Raw genomic sequence first — 17,176 nt, 5'->3', positions numbered from 1 at the left:
TCTGGACCAGCGGCGATCCGCTCGCTACGGTGTTGGACGTCATGCGCAGGCAACACCGCCTGCGGACACGGGAGCTCGGAGCACCGGGCTGAGAGGGCGCTGACCGGAACGTCGCTGGACGTGCCGACCGCTGCGTCGACCGCAGGAACCTGACCGGGTAATGCCGGCGTAGGGAGTAGAGGGTCTGATGACCACGTTCGATGCACAGCCGCAGTCTGCCCGGAACCATGACACCGGAAGCACGGGCACCGGCTACCCGACCCCGGCCTGGCGCAAGGCCTACCACGAGGGGTCCCGCCCCGACCTGCGCGTCCCGTACCGCGAGGTCGTCCTCACCAACGGCCGGACCGTCCCGCTCTACGACACCTCCGGCCCGTACACCGACCCCGCCTACGAGGCCGACGTGCGGCGCGGCCTGCCGCCGCTGCGCGACGCGTGGATCCGCCAGCGCGGCGACGTCGAGGAGTACGACGGCCGCGAGGCCCGCCCGGAGGACGACGGGATCAAGCACACCTCGCCGCGCGGCGGGAACCTGCGCAACCTCGACGCCGTCTTCCCCGGTCGCCCGCGCCGCCCGCTGCGCGGCCGGTCCGGCGCCTCCGTCACCCAACTCGCCTACGCCAGGCGCGGTGTGGTGACCCCGGAGATGGAGTTCGTGGCCCTGCGCGAGGGCCTGGAGCCGGAGTACGTCCGCGCCGAGGTGGCGCGCGGCCGCGCCGTCATCCCGGTCAACGTGAACCACCCCGAGGTGGAGCCGTCGATCATCGGCACCAACTTCCTGGTGAAGATCAACGCCAACATCGGCAACTCCGCCGTCACCTCCTCGATCGAGGAGGAGGTGGAGAAGATGACCTGGGCCACCCGCTGGGGCGCCGACACCGTCATGGACCTCTCCACCGGCCGCAACATCCACACCACCCGCGAGTGGATCCTGCGCAACTCCCCGGTGCCGATCGGGACGGTGCCGCTCTACCAGGCACTGGAGAAGGTCGACGGCCGGGCCGAGGAACTCAGCTGGGACGTCTACCGCGACACCATCATCGAGCAGTGCGAGCAGGGCGTCGACTACATGACCGTGCACGCCGGCGTGCTGCTGCGGTACGTGCCGCTGACGGCCCGGCGCAAGACCGGCATCGTCTCGCGCGGCGGCTCGATCATGGCCGCCTGGTGCCTGGCGCACCACCGGGAGAACTTCCTCTACACCAACTTCGAGGAGCTCTGCGAGATCCTCGCGAGCTACGACGTCACCTTCTCGCTCGGCGACGGCCTGCGCCCGGGCTCGATCGCCGACGCCAACGACGAGGCGCAGTTCGCCGAGCTGCAGACGCTCGGTGAACTCGGCCGGATCGCGCGCGAGCGCGACGTCCAGGTGATGATCGAGGGCCCGGGCCACGTCCCGATGAACAAGATCCGGGAGAACATGGATCTCCAGAAGGAGATCTGCGACGAGGCGCCGTTCTACACCCTCGGCCCGCTCACCACGGACGTCGCCCCCGGCTACGACCACATCACCTCGGGCATCGGCGCCGCGATGATCGCCTGGTGGGGGACGGCGATGCTCTGCTACGTCACCCCCAAGGAGCACCTGGGCCTGCCCAACCGGGACGACGTGAAGACCGGCGTCATCACCTACAAGATCGCCGCCCATGCCGCGGACCTCGCCAAGGGCCACCCCGGCGCCCAGGCCTGGGACGACGCGCTCTCCGACGCCCGCTTCGAGTTCCGCTGGGAGGACCAGTTCAACCTGGCCCTCGACCCGGAGACGGCCCGTGAGTTCCACGACGAGACGCTGCCCGCCGAGCCCGCCAAGACGGCCCACTTCTGCTCGATGTGCGGCCCGAAGTTCTGCTCGATGAAGATCTCCCAGCAGATCCGCGCCGAGCACGGCGGGGGCTCCTCCGCCGTGGCCTCCGACTACGACGCCGAGGCCCTGGCCGGCATGCGGGCCAAGTCCGAGGAGTTCGCGGAGCAGGGCAACCGGGTCTACCTGCCGCTGGCTGACTGACCCTCCACCGACTGCACCGGCCCGCGTCCCGTGGGGGGAGTCGCGGGCCGGTGCGTTCTCGACGTCGTCGGACGTCGTCGGACGTCCCTGGATCATGATCGGCGCCGGTCGGTCGGCGGCCGTCGCCGAGAGATCCGCCCGGGCCGTCCGGGGGTTGTCGGGGTCAGTGCCGTCGGCGGGCTGCGGCTCGTCCGCTTCGCCTCACCAGGACGACGAGTGCACCGCCCAGGGTGAGGGCGGCCGTCGAGCCGACCAGGAGGCCGATCGATCCGCCCGAGCCGGTGGCGGCGAGTGCCGGCCCCGACTCGTTCGGGTGCTGCACGGGAGCGCCCTGGCCGGGAGCGCCCGGGGCGTTGCCGCCCTGGGCATGGCCACCCGGTGCGTTGCCGACCTGACCGTTGCCGACCTGTACGGGGCCGCCCGGCACGTTGCCGTGATGGCCATGGTCGTTCCCGTGATCACCTTGCTCATGACCGCCGTGACCCTGGCCACCGTGCCCCGGGCCGCCGTGGCCGCCCGGAGACTGGGACGGCCCTGCGGGGCCCGCGGGTCCAGCCGGCCCTGCGGGTCCTGCCGGTCCTGCGGGACCTGCGGGTCCGGGTGTGCCGTTCGCTCCGGGTGAGCCGTTCGCACCGGGCGAACCATTGGCACCGGGTGAGCCGTTGGCGCCGGGTGTGCCGTTCGCTCCGGGTGTGCCGTTCGCTCCGGGTGAGCCGTTCGCACCGGGCGAACCATTGGCACCGGGTGAGCCGTTGGCGCCGGGTGTGCCGTTGGCGCCGGGTGTGCCGTTCGCTCCGGGTGAGCCGTTCGCACCGGGCGAACCATTGGCACCGGGTGAGCCGTTGGCGCCGGGTGTGCCGTTCGCACCGGGCGAACCATTGGCACCGGGGGCACCCGGAGCGCCGGGCGCGCCGGGTACGCCGGGAGCGCCGTTGGGGCCGGGCGCACCCGGAGCACCGGGGGTCCCGGGAGCGCCGTCGGGGCCGGGGGCACCCGGAGCGCCGGGAGCACCGGGGGCACCCGGAGCGCCGGGGGCTCCAGGGGCGCCGTTGGGGCCGGCGGCACCCGGGGAGCCGGGCGCGCCGGGTACGCCGGGAGCGCCGTTGGGGCCGGGCGCACCCGGAGCACCGGGGGCTCCAGGGGCGCCGTCGGGGCCGGGGGCACCCGGAGCACCCGGGGAGCCGGCCACGCCGGAAGCACCGTTGGGCCCGGGCACACCCGGGGCACCCGGGGAGCCGGCCGGGCCGGGGGCACCGTTGGGGCCGGGCGCACCGGGGGAGCCGGCCGGACCGGCGGGACCGCTCGGACCCGCGGGCCCGCTCGGACCGGCCGGACCGCTCGGTCCGGGCGGGCCGACGGTGCAGGCCGCCCTGGTGATGGTGTTCTGGTCCAGCGTGACCGCGCCCGTGCGCGCCAGGGCCCGGCCTTCGATGACCGCGGCGTGGTTCACGGTGATGGACGCCAGGGCGAGGATGTTGCCCTTGAAGAAGGAGCTGACGTCGATGGTGGCGGAGCTGCCCACCTGCCAGAACACGTTGCAGGGCTGCGCCCCGTTGACCAGGCTGACGACGCTCGACGGGGCCGTGATCAGGGTCGAGGCGATCTGGAAGATGAAGACGGCGCTGGGGTCGCCCAGGGCGTCGAGGGTGACGGTCCCGGTGAGGTTGAGCGAGGACGTGGCCTTGTAGACGCCGGGTGTCAGCGTCAGTCCGCCGAGGTCGCCCGGCGAGGTGAGGCTGGCCGTGGGGGCCCGGCCCGCGGCGTCGTTGTAGGCGATGACCAGGTCGGACTGGGCCTGTGCGGCCTGGGCGTCGTTGACGTGCTGGACGCCGTTCACGATGCCGGGCGGAAAGCCCGTCACGCTGGTGCCCGGGCTGAGGCCCAGGTCTCCGTTGATCACGCTGGGATTGGTGTTGGTGACGGTCGTGGCGCCCAGGACCGCGTAGCTGGTGTCGGTCCCCAGCGTCACCGGTGCGGTGGCGGCGTGCGCGGGGCTCGCGACCAGACCGGCTGTCGCCAGCAACGTGAGTCCGGAGAGCAGGACGAGCGCGCCCGTGAGGCGGGAGCGTCTGCGCCCGCTGTCGGGTGGGGCGGGCGGAATGGCATCGACTGCCATGGGTCAGGACCCTTCTTGTCGTCGTTGAGCTCCGTCACTCGGAAAGAGGAATTCCGGAGCACCGATGGTGAGTTCTGGTCGGCCCACAAGCCCTCGTACGTGCGCCGGGGCGCCACGGGCGTCACCCCGGGAGGGCCGCAGAGCGACAGTTCGCCAGGGATGGTGATGCACCGTCACCAACTCAGTACACCGTGCAACAACAACATAAGAAGGAAAGAATAATAAAGATGCAAAAGGGTGACGCGCTGGCGCCGTCGGAGTATCTCTTCCGCTGCTCCGGCGCGTCGTTTGTCTACGTACTCAACGCCGCGTACAGAGCATCCGGCTTGATCTCCGGTCGGCTCCTCCGGATCCGGCTACGCTCACGGAGTCCGACGTCGTTCCCGGTGGGGCCGGTGGACCCGAACGCCGTTGTAATCCTCCCCGGAGTGCCTTCCACGCCTTAGCAGTACCGTTTTTCCTCTTGGCTGCGTCCAGGGTGGTGAAATGACGTATCGCTCGGAGGATGGAGTCGTTGGCCCGCGTATGAACGACCCAATGAATCGGCAGGGTGGGCTGCTCGCGGCGACCGAGGGCGACGCCGGCACCGTGGCCGACCGGTGCCGTCTCTCCGGCGGCCTGCTCCGAGTCACGCTCGGGGAACTGCGCGAGGAACTCGGATACCGCAGGCTCGGCAAGTACGTGCTCGACGAAGTGGCCGAGAGCCTGGCGGCGGAGGGGCTCGGCTGGTTCCCGGCCTCACGGCTGTCGCCGAGGGAGAACGGTGAACCGCGCAAGGAGCACGAGGTGTGGGTGTTCCTCAGGGACGGCGGTCTGCGGTGCCAGGTCATCGACGCCATCCAGGCTCCCGACGGTTTCGACGTCCCCACCGTGCTGAACGGCCTGCTCGCCGACCGCCCCCAGGACCTCTCCGCGGAGCGCAAGCTCGGCCTCATCCGCGAGATCCTCGGGCTCTGAGCCGCAGCGGCCCGGGCGAGCAGCCCCCGGGCGCCGCGGCCACCGGTCCGGCCGGTCAGACGAGGAGGAGGGGGCCCGTCAGGCCGGCCACGCGGTCGGCGGTGAGGATGCCGAGCAGGTAGCCGTCGTCGTCGACGACCGGCCAGATCGCGAGGGACTTGATCTGCATCGCGAGCGCCGCGAGGCCGAGGGCCATCCCGGGCCAGGCGAACGGGCCCTGCTGGTGGGCGGTGTCGCGGAGCGGGGTCCGCTCGGCGTACCAGGAGCGGGTCAGGAACGGGTCGAGGCCGGTCCGGGTCACCAGTCCCTCGCAGCGGCCGTTGTGATCGCGGACCAGCAGGTAGGCGACGTGGGCGCCGCGGAAGATCTCATTGGCCCGGTCGACGGTGATGTCGTCGGCGATCTGGTACTCGTAGGGCTCCATCGCGTCCGCGACCGTGAGGCCGCGGTCCGCCGACTGCGCGTAGTGGGTGGTCATGATGTCGACCCGACCCGCCTCCGGACGGGCTTGCGGCCGTCCGGCGCTGTCCTGCACCCAGAACGAAGCCGGAACGGGGACCGGGATGCGGGATGCCCTGGATGCGGCCCAGGCTACTCCGGTCGGGCCCGGGGCGTCGGGGCCCGGAGTAGCCTTGGGAGGCAGCCGAGGACACGTCGTACACCGGTAGTCGCACTGGTGTCGCCCGAGGTCATGAGCGGTCCTCCCCGAGGGCCGGACGGGCGGCTCCTGATGATGCCGATCCCCCTTCCCATCTCCTCCTCCCCCGGGCCGTGGTCGGTTCCGGGCGTTCCGCTGCTCCCCCGCCTGGTGCTGGAGCCGACGCTGGCCCGCGACGGCGTGTTCGACGGTGCGTGGTGGCCGCGGAGCAACGACGTCCGGGCCGAGCTGCCGGACCTGCTGACCGCGCTCGGCGTCCATCTGGGCCGGATCGTCCGGGTCGGTCTGGACAGCGGCGGCTGGGGCGACATCCCCGATTCGGTCACCGTGGACGGTCTGGTGGTGCGGATCGGCTGGTTCGCCGCCGACGGCGGGACCATCAGCCTGACCCGGGGCTTCCAGGACCACTTCCTCCTCCTCGTCGTGCCGCCCGGTACGGACCCGCGCACGGCGGCCGCCGCGATGCGCGGCGCGGCCGCGGCGGGGAACCACACGCCGGCGGGCGAACTGCTCACGGCCGCGGGCGGGTCCGGCGCGGCGCTGCGGGGCTGATCGCCTCGCTCCGGGGCTGACGCTGCGGCGCGACGGCCGCTGCCGGAGGACCCCAAAACGAACTTGACAGCGATGTGTTGATCACACGAATGTTTGCTCCGCCGATCCGGCACGTCCGTGTGAATCCTGGGGGGAACCGTCGTGCGCAGAGCACGCATTCCGGCTGCTGTCGTCCTCGTCCTGTCGATCACCGGGGCCATCACCTCGGTCACCACCGTCCACGCCGACGCCACCGACCTGTACGTCGACAGGAATTCCGCCCTCTGCTCGGACACCGGCACGGGTGCCGGCGCTCAGGGCACGCCCTTCTGCACGATCGCCGCCGCGGCCGGGGTCGTGCAGCCCGGACAGACCGTGCACATCTCGGGCGGCAACTACAACGAGGAGCTCCACCCCACCCGCTCCGGGACCCCGGCGGCGCCGATCACCTTCCTCGGCACCCCCTACACCGAGGACCCGCAGGGCCGCGGGACGCAGCTCGGCGTCGCGGGGACGCTCCCCGACCACGCCGTCTCCCTCGCCGGGGTCCACGACGTGACGGTCCGGCACCTCTTCGGATGGTCGGGGAAGGAAGCCGTCCTGGTGACCGACTCCAGCCGGGTCACCCTCGACGACCTGGTGATCGCCAGCTCCGGCTGGTCGAGCACCGCCACCACCGCCTACCCGAGCGTCCGGATCACCGGCGCGAGCAGCGACGTCACCCTGAGCCGCAGCGACATCAGCGCCTCGCGCGGGGGCGCCGTCGAGGTCGGGGCCGGGGTGGACCACGCGGTGCTGACGACCAACTTCCTCAACGAGAACGCCGGCGCCGGGGTGCTGATCACCGACGCGCAGCACGCGGTGGTCACCAGCAACACCGTCCGGGGCACCTGCGGGCCCCTGGTCGTGCTGACCGGTGCCTCCACCGGTGCCACGATCGAGAACAACGTCCTGGACAGCGACGAGAACGGCTATCCCACCTGGGGCGGCTGCACCTCCGCCGGACACGAGGACCTCTCCGTCTCCGCGGGCTCGACCACCGGGACCAGGGCGGACTACAACCTCGTCACCACGACGACGCGGACGCCGTACAGCTGGGCCGGCCAGGGGTACGGCACGGTCGCGCAGTTCCAGCAGGGCGCCGGCCAGGGCGCGCACGACCTCGCGGCCACCCGCGACGACCTGAAGAAGCCGAACTCCCCCGCCGTCGACTCGGCCGACGCCGGTGCGCCCGGCGAGCTCGCCACCGACGTGCGCGGCCGGTCGCGGGCCGACAACCCGGCGGTCGCCAACACCGGGACGGGCGTCGGCTACTACGACCGCGGCGCGGTCGAGGCGCAGGACGCGCTGGCCGTGTCGCTGAGCGCGTCGCCGACCCCGCCGGCGGGGCAGCCGCTGACCGTCGTCCTCAACGGAGCCGTCGACTCCCCGTGGTCCCCCGCGACCGGCACGCTGGACTTCGGCGACGGCACCGCGCCGGTCAGCCCGGTCGCCTTCCCGGCCCGGCACGACTACGCCCCGGGCACCTACACCGCCACCCTGACGGCGACCGACGGCCTGGGCCTCACCAGGAGCACCTCGACCGAGGTCACGGTCGCCGCCCCCGGTCCGGTCCGGCCCTCCTTCACGCTGTCGCCCTACAACACGGGTGGCCTGGAGGTGCTGGCCGACGCCTCCGCGACGATCAGCCCGTGGCCGGTGGCCACCCACCGCTTCGACTTCGGGGACGGCACCGCGCCGGTGGTGGGGAACGCCGCCACCGCACGCCACTTCTACGCCGGGCCCGGGACGTACACCGTCACCCAGACGGTGACGGACGACCACGGCCGCTCGGCGTCGACCACGCACCCGGTCTCGGTGAGTCTCCCGATCGCTGGCCGCTGGTCGGGCGGTCAGCCCGCCACGGTGGCGTTCTACCGCGCCGGTGCGCTGACCCGGCTGTCCGCCAACGCGGCGTCCGCCCAGGGCAGCAAGGTGTACCTCGGTCAGTCCGGTGACACCCCGCTGGCGGGCGACTGGGACGGCGTCGGCCACGACCAGGCCGGCATCCACCGACCCGGTTCGAGCACCTTCGGCCTGCGGCACGAGGACGGCAGCGTGACGTCCGTGCCGATGGGCGACCCGGGGGACATCCCGGTGCCCGGACAGTGGGACGGCAACGGGCACGCGCAGCTGGCGGTCTACCGCCCGAGCACGGGGGCGTTCGTGGTCCGGCACGACGACGGCAGCTACAGCAGCGCCGTCTTCGGTGATGTCGGCGACCTCCCCGTGGTGGGCGACTGGGACGGCGTCGGCCACACCCAGCTGGGCATCTTCCGCCCGGCGGCGAGCGGCGGCGCCAATGTCTTCGCGCTGCGCCACGACGACGGCTCCGTCTCCACCGCCACCCACGGCGCGGCCGGCGACCTGCCGATCGTCGGCGACTGGAGCGCCACGGGCCGCACCACGTACGGCGTCTACCGGCCCTCCGAGGCCCGCTTCCTGCTCAGCCGCGCGTACGCCGGGCAGTCCGACCTCGACTTCGTCTACCCGACCGTCTAGGGGCGGACGCGGCACCCGGGCCACCGCCGGGCCCCGGTGCCGCGCCGTTCGCCTTCTCGCCGTTCGCCTTCTCGCCGTTCGCCATCCGAGTCTCATTGGGGGATCACCCGTGCGCAGAGCACACCTTCCGGCCGCCGTTCTGCTGGCCCTGTCGATGGTCGGTGCGGTACCGGTCGTCGCAGCCGCCGAGGACGTGGCCGCGGCCGCTCCGGCCGACACCGCCACGCCGAGCGCCACCCCGACCGCCGCCGGGAGTGTCACCGGCACCACCGCCGAGGCCCCGAGCCCCGCCCCGGCCGCCCCTGCGGCGCCGAGTGCGACCCCGGCCGCCCCTGCGGCGCCGAGTGCGACCCCGGCCGCACCCGCCGCCGCGGACCCGCAGGAGCCCCTGTGGCTCAACCCGCTCATCGAGCCCTCGACGCCGATGCTGGTCTACGTCCAGTTCCGCGTGCCGCTGCCCTTCGACGTGTCGCGGGGAACGGTGGACTTCGGCGACGGCAGCGGGCCGCAGTCGTTCTACGGGAACGGGGGCGGGCTGCTCCAGCACACCTACACCACGCCGGGCGTCTACACGGTCACCCTGACCGCGACCGACGGTGCCGCCTGGACGGCGACGGCGACCGGGTCGGTGCGGCCCGGGCTGCTCACGGCCGATGTGATGGCGCTCAACAAGTTCGGCCTGTACGTCGAGGCGTGGGAGGGCAGGACCGTCGCCCCCGACCGGGCGACGACCTACGTCATCGACTTCGGCGACGGCACGCCGCCGGTGGACTACCTGCCCAGCCCGCTCTTCGAGCCGGTCGGTCACCACTACGCGAAGCCCGGGACCTACACCCTCACGCTGACCGCGACGGACGGAGCGGGCCGCACGTCGACGGCCCGGCGGGACATCAGCGTTCCCGCCGCGCTGCGCAACGTCCCCGTGGCCGGGCGGTGGACGAGCGGGAGCTCCACGCACATCGGGAGGTTCTACCAGGGCGGGTGGGCGCTGTACACGGCCAACTACTCGGCCCCGAGGAACCCGACGCCGCAGATCGCCGCGGCCTTCGGCGACGCCGGCGACATACCGGTCACGGGCGACTGGGACGGTGTGCGGTACGACCAGCTGGGCATCTTCCGGCCGGCTTCGAGCACCTTCGCGCTGCGGCACGAGGACGGCAGTGTGACGGCCGTGCCGATGGGTGACCCGGGTGACCTCCCGGTGCCCGGGCTCTGGGACGGCAACGGGCACGCGCAGCTGGCGGTCTACCGTCCGAGCACGGGCACGTTCGTGGTCCGGCACGACGACGGCAGCTACTCCAGCGCCGTCTTCGGCAGCCCCGGTGACCTCCCCGTGGTGGGCGACTGGGACGGCGTCGGGCACGCCCAGCTGGGGATCTTCCGGCCGTCCGACGAACCGAAGCTCGCCAACGTCTTCGCGCTGCGCCACGACGACGGCACCGTCTCCACCGCCACCTACGGTGCGGCCGGCGACCTGCCGGTGGTCGGTGACTGGGCCGGGGCGGGCCGGACCACCTTCGGCGTCTACCGGCCGGGCAACGGTCAGTTCGCGCTGAGCCGGGCGTACGTGGGGGACGTGGACCTCGCCTTCGGTCCGCTGTGACCGTCTGAGCGGTGAGCGCCGCTCCGGGAGGCTCCGGCCCTCCCGGAGCGGCGCTCCGGCTTCCGGGGCCGGGCCCGCGTGAACGGCGTGCCGCCCCTCCGGGCCGGGCGTCACTCGTCGTGCTGGTCGGCGTCCTCGGGGTACCAGCGCAGCTCGACGGTGTTGCCGTCCGGGTCCTGCACGTAGACGGAGGTGGCGCTGCCGCGGGCGCCGTAGCGGGGCACCGGGCCTTCGAGGACGGTGAACACGCCGGAGTCGATGACCTCCTGCCAGTCCAGCGGGTCGACGGTCAGGCAGATGTGGTCGACGTTGGACTCGCCGCGGTCGCGGCCGACCAGGTCGATGATGGTCTCCGGGGTGACCCGCACCGAGGGGAACGAGACCCGGCCCGCGCGCCACTCGTCGACGCGGACCGGCGCCAGGCCGAGCAGGCCGGCGTAGAAGTCCAGCGAGCGCTCGACGTCCCGGACGTTGAGGACGAGGTGGTCGAAGGCCTTCACGCGGACGGCGCTCATGGCGGGCTCCCGGAGGTGGACGGTGGGTCGGGGTGACGTGTTCCATGATCCGACCGGGCGGGTGTGGGTATCAACGCCCGTTTGATCCAGGATCGTTTAGCCAGTCTCAACAATGGGGGTCGGTGATGTGGGAGCGCCACGAGATCGAGGCCGTTCTGGCGCTCGCGGAGGAGCTGCACTTCGGCCGCACCGCCGAGCGCCTGGGCGTCACCACCGGGCGGATCAGCCAGGTGATCGGGAAGCTGGAACGGCGCATCGGCGCCCGGCTGTTCGAGCGCACCAGCCGGACCGTCCGGCTCACCGCGATCGGGCAGCGGCTGGTCGAGGACCTGGTGCCGCTGGTCGCCGGGATCGAGGAGTCCGTGCGCCGGGCCGTCGACGCCGGGCGCGGTGTGACCGGGGAGCTGCGGGTCGCCTTCCTCGGTGAGTGGACGGCGACGGTGCTGCTCAAGGCGGTGAACCTGTTCGCCGGGCGCCACCCCGGCTGCCGGGTCGACGTCCGTGAGGTGCAGCTGTTCAACTCCCGGGCGAGCCTGCTGGACGGTTCCGTCGACCTCCTCATCGCCGCCTTCCCGTTCGACGGGATGGCCCGCGGGCCGGCCCTGATCTCGGAGCGGCGGGTCCTGGCGGTGGCCGCCGGGCATCCGCTGGCCGGGGCCGCGTCGGTCTCGCTCGAAGTCCTCGCCGAGCACCCGGTGGTGCAGTACCCGGCGGTCACCTCGGTGGAGTTCAAGCGCGACCGGACCCCGGACCGCACCCCGGCCGGCCTGCCGGTGCCCAGGGGGCCGGTCGGCAACACCTTCTCCGAGATGCTCTCGCTGGTCGCGATGGGCCGGGGCGTCCTTCCGGTGGGCGAGCACTCGCGGCAGTACTACCCGCGCCCGGACGTCGCCTATGTGCCGATCCGCGACGCGCCGCCGATCGAACGCGGGCTGGTCTGGTTGGAGAGCAACACCACCGAGCGGGTCCGGGAGTTCGTCCGCGCCGCGACAGAGGCCGCGACGGAGGCCGCGACGGAGGCCGCGACGGGGGCGGTGGCGGGGACGCCGGGCTGACGGACGGTCACGGTGTGCCGATCGCCGGAGCCCCGGGGTACCGCCCGTGCCGCGCGCCCCCGTCAGACGTCGTCGGGGCTGGTGAAGCCCGGCCCGGTGTAGCCGGGGCCGGTGAAGTCCGGGGTGCTGAAGGAGGCCGTGCGCGGCTCCCGCCCCTGCGGGTCGGTGAGGCCCTCGGCGCCGGGGCTGGTGAAGCCCGGCCCGCTGTAGCCGGGGCTGCTGAAGTCCGGGCTGCTGAAGTCGGGGTGGGCGGCCTCCGGGCGGACGGGCTCGCCGGCCGGCTCCGGTACGCCCGGCGGCGCCGTCGTGGGATCGGCGCGCAGGGTGGCGTGCAGATAGGGCAGCAGCGCCCGCTCGCGCAACGCGCGCTGCCATTCGCGCCGGGCGTCGGCGATCCCGGCCGCGAGGTCCGGGTCGGTGCCGGGCGGGGTCGGCGTGCTGGATCCGTCCCGCAGGGCGGTGAGGATCAACCCGACGATGCCCACCACCATCGCGACCACGCCGGCCGCCAGCGCCAGCCAGCCGGCCGTCAGCAGCGAACGGGCCAGTGCCAGCTCGGGGTCGGCGGCCCGCAGGGTGTAGCCGATCAGCAGCAGGACCAGTGCGGCGGCCCAGGCCAGGATCGGGGTGAGCACGGTCAGCACCGGGAACAGTCCGGCACCGCCGTTGGCGGAGCGCAGCTGGGAGAGCAGGCCGGGCGCGGTGGGCTCGCCGCCCAGGGTGGGCGGTGGGGTGTCGCGCAGGCTCTCGCGGAGCCGGAGGTAGTGCGTGTACTCGGTGGCCGCCGCGGCCGCGACGCCGTCGGCGGCGCGCAGGGCCTTGATGCGCAGCTGGTCGGCGGTGAGGGCGCCGGGCGTGCGCAGGGCGGTGAGGACGGTGCCGTCACGCAGTGCTTCGTCGAGGAGGCGCTCGTAGTCCGGGCGGTCCTCGGCGAGCAGGTGCGGGGCGTTGTTCATGGGGACCCCGTTCATGCCAACCCCGTTCGCTCCGCCGCGGTGCACGGAGACGGGTACGGAGACGGGCCGCCACACGGGCGGCCGGGTGTGGTGTGCCCTCGATGGTAGGGGTGCTCGCGGCCGTGCAGACAGTAAGTTTCCGGAATTTCGCGCCCCGGGCCGCGCGTGCGCTACGGCCCGGGCGCCGGGAACGGGTGTTCGCCCTGGGGTCGGTGGTGCGAACGGACGCTCAGATCGGCAGCCGCGCGACGAGCAGCCGCCCCTCCATCGTGACGCCGCCGTCCATGGCGACGGCGAGCTCGTCGGCGTAGACGTACGGCCCGGGGATGTGCGGCGGGGCGCCGTCGTCGGCGTGGACCGCGCCGGTGAGGTACGGGATGGGGCTGTGGCCGTGCACGATCCGCATGCCGCCGTAGGTGTCGAGCAGCTCGTGGGCGGCCGTCGGGCCGGCGTCGCCGCGGAAGGCGAAGCGCTTGGTGAACCGGCGGAAGCAGTCCCACCACTCGTCCACGCCCTCGTCGGCGAGCAGGTCGTGGACGGCGTCGTTGACCGCGGCGATGGAGTCGCCGTACTCCAGGTACGCGGTGGTGTCGGAGTGCAGCAGCAGGTGCCCCTCCTCCAGCGCCATCGCGGGCAGCCGGGAGAGCCAGCTGATGTGGTGCGCCTCCAGGCGGTCCAGGTCGTGCTGCTGGCCGCCGTTGAGCCGCCAGGCGGCCAGGAAGGAGGCGGTCCCCGCGGTGGACTGGACGGGCTCGTCGCCGTAGCGGGCGGCGCCGAGGAAGAGCAGTTCGTGATTGCCCATCAGGGCCCGGCAGTAGCCGCCGGCGGCGGCCGCCTCGGCGGCGAGCTGCATGACCAGGTCGATGACGCCGATGCCGTCGGGGCCGCGGTCGGTGAAGTCGCCGAGGAACCAGATCCGGGAGCGGCCGGCGGCCCAGTGGCCGTCGGCGTCGATCAGGCCCTGGTGGCGCAGCTCGGCGAGCAGCTCGTCGAGGTAGCCGTGCACGTCGCCGACCACGTAGAGCGGGCCGGGCGGCTCGTTGGGGGCGGGCGCCGGGTACGGGTGGTAGGGCAGCTCGGGGAGCGGGGGGCCGAGCTCGATGGTCGGCGGGTCGTCGCTCTGGTGCACCGGCGAGGGCCGGTCGGTCAGGGTCGGCTCGTACCCGCCGTGCTCGGGCTGCGCGGCCTGCGGGTGCCCGGTGGCCTGCGGGTGTCCGGCGGCCGGCCAGTGCTGTTCGAGGTACCGCGCGCCGCCGTAGCCGCTGTACGTCTCCGACTCGTACGCCGCCTCGGTGTACCCGGTGGGCTCGGGTTCGTAGTAGGTGCCGAAGGGCAGCACGTCGAGGTCCGGCTGGTGGCGGGGGCCTGAGTCGGGGTGTTCAGGCCCGGGGAAGCGGTCCTCGGGTGTCATTCGCCCATCATAGGAAGACCACTCTCCCGGCGTCGTCACCTGGTGGGTATCCAATCCTCCGGAGCGTCAGCCGGGCGGTCCCTCAGGTCCGTTTTGTCCCGGCTAGGTATGGTCTAGACCGCAAAGGAGAGCCCGCGACGGGGCCGCCGCGAGCCCGCGCCGGACCCGGCCGGCGCCCGGCGCGGCACCGGCCGACGCACCGGCCCGGCGCGCCGGGGCCGTCGCAGCGGCCCGACGGCCCGACGGCCGGGTGGGCCCTACACCTCGCCCGGCGGGCGCGGCGGGCTGACGGTGGTGCGCGGGCTCCGCCGCTGGGAGGAGGCGCGGACGATCAGCTCGGTGGGCATCAGGGTGCCCGGCGGCGGCCCCGTCCCGGCGGTGCGGAAGCGGGGCGGGAAGAGCCGGGCGATGTCGACGCCCGTCCCGGAGTCCACCCCCTCGATGGCGTCGATGAGCAGGTTGACCACCGTCGTCCCGATCCGCCGGGGCTTGAGCGAGAGCGTGGTGATCGGCGGCTCGGTGGTCGCGTACACGTCGCTCTCGCTGCAGCACACCAGCAGCAGGTCGTCCGGCACCCGCAGGCCGTACCGGCGGGCGGCGGCGAGCAGGTCGGTGCCGTTCGGGTCGAAGAGGCCGTAGACGGCGTCGGGCCGGTCGGGGCGGGCCAGCAGCCGGTCGGCGGCCACGGCCCCGGCGGCCGGGTCGTGCGCCGGGTAGGTCTCGTACACCGGCTCCTGGCCGACCTTGGCGCACCAGCCGAGGTAGGCCTCGGTGGAGAGCCGGGTGTAGGTGTCGGTGCTGGTGCCGGTGAGCAGGCCGATCCGGCGGGCGCCGGCCTCGGAGAGGTGGTCGAGGATGCCGAGCACGGCGGCCTCGTGGTCGTTGTCGACCCAGGCGGTGACCGGGCAGTTGCCCGGCTTGCCGTCGCTGACCACCGGCACGCCGGACCGGTACAGCTCGCTGACCAGCGGGTCCTGGTCGGGCGGGTCGATCACCACGGTGCCGTCCAGGGCGATGTTGCCCCAGACGTCGTGCCGCGAGGAGGCGGGCAGCACCACCAGGGCGTAGCCGCGGCCGAGGGCGGCGCTGGTGGCGGCGCGGGCCATCTCGGCGAAGTAGGCGAACTCGGTGAAGGTGAACGGTTCTTCGCCGTAGGTGGTGACGGTCAGTCCGATCAGGCCGGAGCGCCCGGTGCGCAGGGTTCGGGCGGCGGCCGAGGGGCGGTAGCCGAGGCGCTCGGCGACCTCGCGCACCCGGCTTCTGGTCTCGTCGGGCAGGCGGCCCTTACCGTTGAGCGCGTCGGAAACGGTGGTGATCGACACTCCTGCGGCTGCTGCCACATCCCGGATGCCGGCCCGCTCCAGACGCCGCGAGGTGGTGGGTCGCCGACCGCTCTGGTTGGCTGCTGCTGTCATGGCGGACCGATCGTATGGCTCCTGACAAGGGTCTGTGACCGGCGCATCGGGGGCCCTTGGAGATACGTTTCTCCAAGAGTGAGCCCGTGTGCGCCCCTTCGATACCCGCACGAAACCAGCCGTCTTACCTCTGACATGTGCCAAAGGAACCCTGCAGAATGGCTGATCTGCACCAGTAACCCGACCGGGCATCTCACTCCTACGGGTGAGCCCCGGTCGGTATCGTTCAGGGCACCCGACCGGGGTGGTCCGGTGTGTCGCGAGGTCCCGGGCTCGGCGGTGATCCCGTCCGACGCGGGAGCGGACGCACCAGCGGGCCCGACGCAGTGGGCCCGACGGAGAGAGAAGGAGAAGGACCGTGAGCGGAACGGCAGCGCAGGGGCCTCGGCTGAGGCCGAGCCTGGACGGCATCCCCACCTACAAGCCCGGCAAGCCGGCCGGCGCCGACGCCTACAAGCTGTCCTCCAACGAGAACCCGTACGATCCGCTGCCCGGCGTGCTGGAGGCGGCGGTCGCGGCGGCCGGCTCGCTCAACCGGTACCCGGACATGGCGGTCACCGAGCTGACCGCCGAGCTGGCCCGGCGCTTCGACGTCCCGGCCGAGCACATCGCCACCGGCACCGGCTCGGTCGGCGTCGCCCAGTCGCTGATCCTCGCCACGGCCGGCCCGGGCGACGAGGTGATCTTCGCCTGGCGCTCCTTCGAGGCCTACCCGATCATCACCCAGGTCGCCGGCGCGACGCCGGTCCCGGTGCCGCTCACCGCGGGCGGGGACCACGACCTGGACGCCATGCTGGCCGCGATCACCGCGCAGACCCGGCTGATCTTCGTCTGCAACCCCAACAACCCCACCGGCAACGTGATCCACCGCGCCGAGCTGGAGCGCTTCCTGGACGCGGTCCCGGCCGACGTCCTGGTGGTCGTCGACGAGGCGTACATCGAGTTCATCCGCGACGCCGAGGTCCCCAACGGCATCGACCTCTACCGCGACCGCCCGAACGTCTGCGTGCTGCGGACCTTCTCCAAGGCGTACGGCCTGGCGGGCCTGCGGGTCGGCTTCGCGATCGCGCACGAGCCGGTGGCGAACGCGCTGCGCAAGACCGCGGTGCCGTTCGGCGTCACCCAGGTCGCCCAGAACGCGGCCGTCGCCTCGCTGCGCGCCGAGGAGGCCCTGATGGTCCGGGTCGACGCGCTGGTCGAGGAGCGCACCCGGGTGGTCGCCGGGCTGCGCGCCCAGGGCTGGGAGATCCCGGACTCGCAGGCCAACTTCGTCTGGCTGGCGCTCGGCGAGCGCTCCCAGGAGTTCGCGGCGGCCTGCGCCGCGGCCGGCGTGATAGTCCGCCCCTTCCCGGAGGGCGTCCGGATCTCGATCGGCGAGGTCGAGGGCAACTCGATCTTCCTCTCGGTGGCCGA

General features: G+C 73.2%; 13 protein-coding genes. 7 read left to right on the top strand and 6 right to left on the bottom strand.

Annotated elements, in window-relative coordinates:
• Positions 1–187: 187 nt before the first annotated feature.
• Positions 188–2,005 (top strand): phosphomethylpyrimidine synthase ThiC, encoded by a 1,818-nt coding sequence (thiC, locus tag ACWDRR_RS13950; RefSeq protein ID WP_449772403.1) that lies wholly within the window; start codon positions 188–190, stop codon positions 2,003–2,005.
• Between the two features lie 163 nt (positions 2,006–2,168).
• On the opposite strand, the gene ACWDRR_RS13945 is transcribed toward thiC, so the two are convergent.
• The gene (locus ACWDRR_RS13945) at positions 2,169–4,121 is read right to left on the bottom strand and encodes an ice-binding family protein (RefSeq protein WP_449772402.1); all 1,953 of its coding nucleotides are present in this window, start codon (positions 4,119–4,121) and stop codon (positions 2,169–2,171) included.
• Between the two features lie 537 nt (positions 4,122–4,658).
• Here ACWDRR_RS13945 and ACWDRR_RS13940 point away from each other — a divergent pair.
• Positions 4,659–5,078 carry a hypothetical protein gene (locus ACWDRR_RS13940; RefSeq protein ID WP_449772401.1) on the top strand — a complete coding sequence of 140 codons (420 nt, stop codon included), beginning with the start codon at positions 4,659–4,661 and terminating at the stop codon, positions 5,076–5,078.
• A 55-nt stretch (positions 5,079–5,133) separates the two neighbouring features.
• Here the strand turns inward: ACWDRR_RS13940 and ACWDRR_RS13935 are convergent, their stop codons facing one another.
• On the bottom strand, positions 5,134–5,556 hold the full coding sequence (locus ACWDRR_RS13935) for a CBS domain-containing protein (RefSeq protein WP_449772400.1): 423 nt from the start codon (positions 5,554–5,556) through the stop codon (positions 5,134–5,136).
• 252 nt (positions 5,557–5,808) lie between these two features.
• Here ACWDRR_RS13935 and ACWDRR_RS13930 point away from each other — a divergent pair, with 252 nt between their 5' ends.
• The 3 genes from ACWDRR_RS13930 to ACWDRR_RS13920 all read left to right on the top strand — a co-directional run bounded on the left by ACWDRR_RS13930 (position 5,809) and on the right by ACWDRR_RS13920 (position 10,411).
• Positions 5,809–6,288 (top strand): DUF5994 family protein, encoded by a 480-nt coding sequence (locus tag ACWDRR_RS13930; RefSeq protein ID WP_449772399.1) that lies wholly within the window; start codon positions 5,809–5,811, stop codon positions 6,286–6,288.
• Positions 6,289–6,429: 141 nt separating this feature from the next.
• Complete coding sequence (locus ACWDRR_RS13925) at positions 6,430–8,808, top strand: PKD domain-containing protein (RefSeq protein ID WP_449772398.1); 2,379 nt, start codon at positions 6,430–6,432, stop codon at positions 8,806–8,808.
• 109 nt (positions 8,809–8,917) lie between these two features.
• Positions 8,918–10,411 (top strand): PKD domain-containing protein, encoded by a 1,494-nt coding sequence (locus ACWDRR_RS13920; protein ID WP_449772397.1) that lies wholly within the window; start codon positions 8,918–8,920, stop codon positions 10,409–10,411.
• A gap of 110 nt (positions 10,412–10,521) precedes the next feature.
• On the opposite strand, the gene ACWDRR_RS13915 is transcribed toward ACWDRR_RS13920, so the two are convergent.
• Positions 10,522–10,926, bottom strand: coding sequence for a VOC family protein (locus tag ACWDRR_RS13915; RefSeq protein WP_449772396.1), 405 nt, complete (start codon positions 10,924–10,926; stop codon positions 10,522–10,524).
• Between the two features lie 125 nt (positions 10,927–11,051).
• Between ACWDRR_RS13915 and ACWDRR_RS13910 the strand changes: the two genes are divergently transcribed.
• Positions 11,052–11,981 (top strand): LysR family transcriptional regulator, encoded by a 930-nt coding sequence (locus tag ACWDRR_RS13910; protein ID WP_449772536.1) that lies wholly within the window; start codon positions 11,052–11,054, stop codon positions 11,979–11,981.
• A gap of 62 nt (positions 11,982–12,043) precedes the next feature.
• Here ACWDRR_RS13910 and ACWDRR_RS13905 read toward each other — a convergent pair whose 3' ends face one another.
• The 3 genes from ACWDRR_RS13905 to ACWDRR_RS13895 form a co-directional block, all read right to left on the bottom strand.
• Complete coding sequence (locus ACWDRR_RS13905) at positions 12,044–12,952, bottom strand: hypothetical protein (protein ID WP_449772395.1); 909 nt, start codon at positions 12,950–12,952, stop codon at positions 12,044–12,046.
• A gap of 214 nt (positions 12,953–13,166) precedes the next feature.
• Positions 13,167–14,348 carry a metallophosphoesterase gene (locus tag ACWDRR_RS13900; RefSeq protein ID WP_449772394.1) on the bottom strand — a complete coding sequence of 394 codons (1,182 nt, stop codon included), beginning with the start codon at positions 14,346–14,348 and terminating at the stop codon, positions 13,167–13,169.
• 257 nt (positions 14,349–14,605) lie between these two features.
• Positions 14,606–15,763, bottom strand: coding sequence for a LacI family DNA-binding transcriptional regulator (locus ACWDRR_RS13895; protein ID WP_078879728.1), 1,158 nt, complete (start codon positions 15,761–15,763; stop codon positions 14,606–14,608).
• Between the two features lie 358 nt (positions 15,764–16,121).
• On the opposite strand from ACWDRR_RS13895, the gene hisC reads away from it, so the two are divergent.
• Positions 16,122–17,176 (top strand): histidinol-phosphate transaminase (gene hisC / locus ACWDRR_RS13890; RefSeq protein ID WP_449772393.1); only part of this gene is annotated, 1,055 nt, incomplete at its 3' end.

The sequence above is a fragment of the Kitasatospora sp. NPDC003701 genome (genome assembly GCF_053587085.1).
The sequence above is the reverse complement of the archived record's forward strand: the minus strand, read 5'-3'. Positions and strand labels throughout refer to the sequence as shown.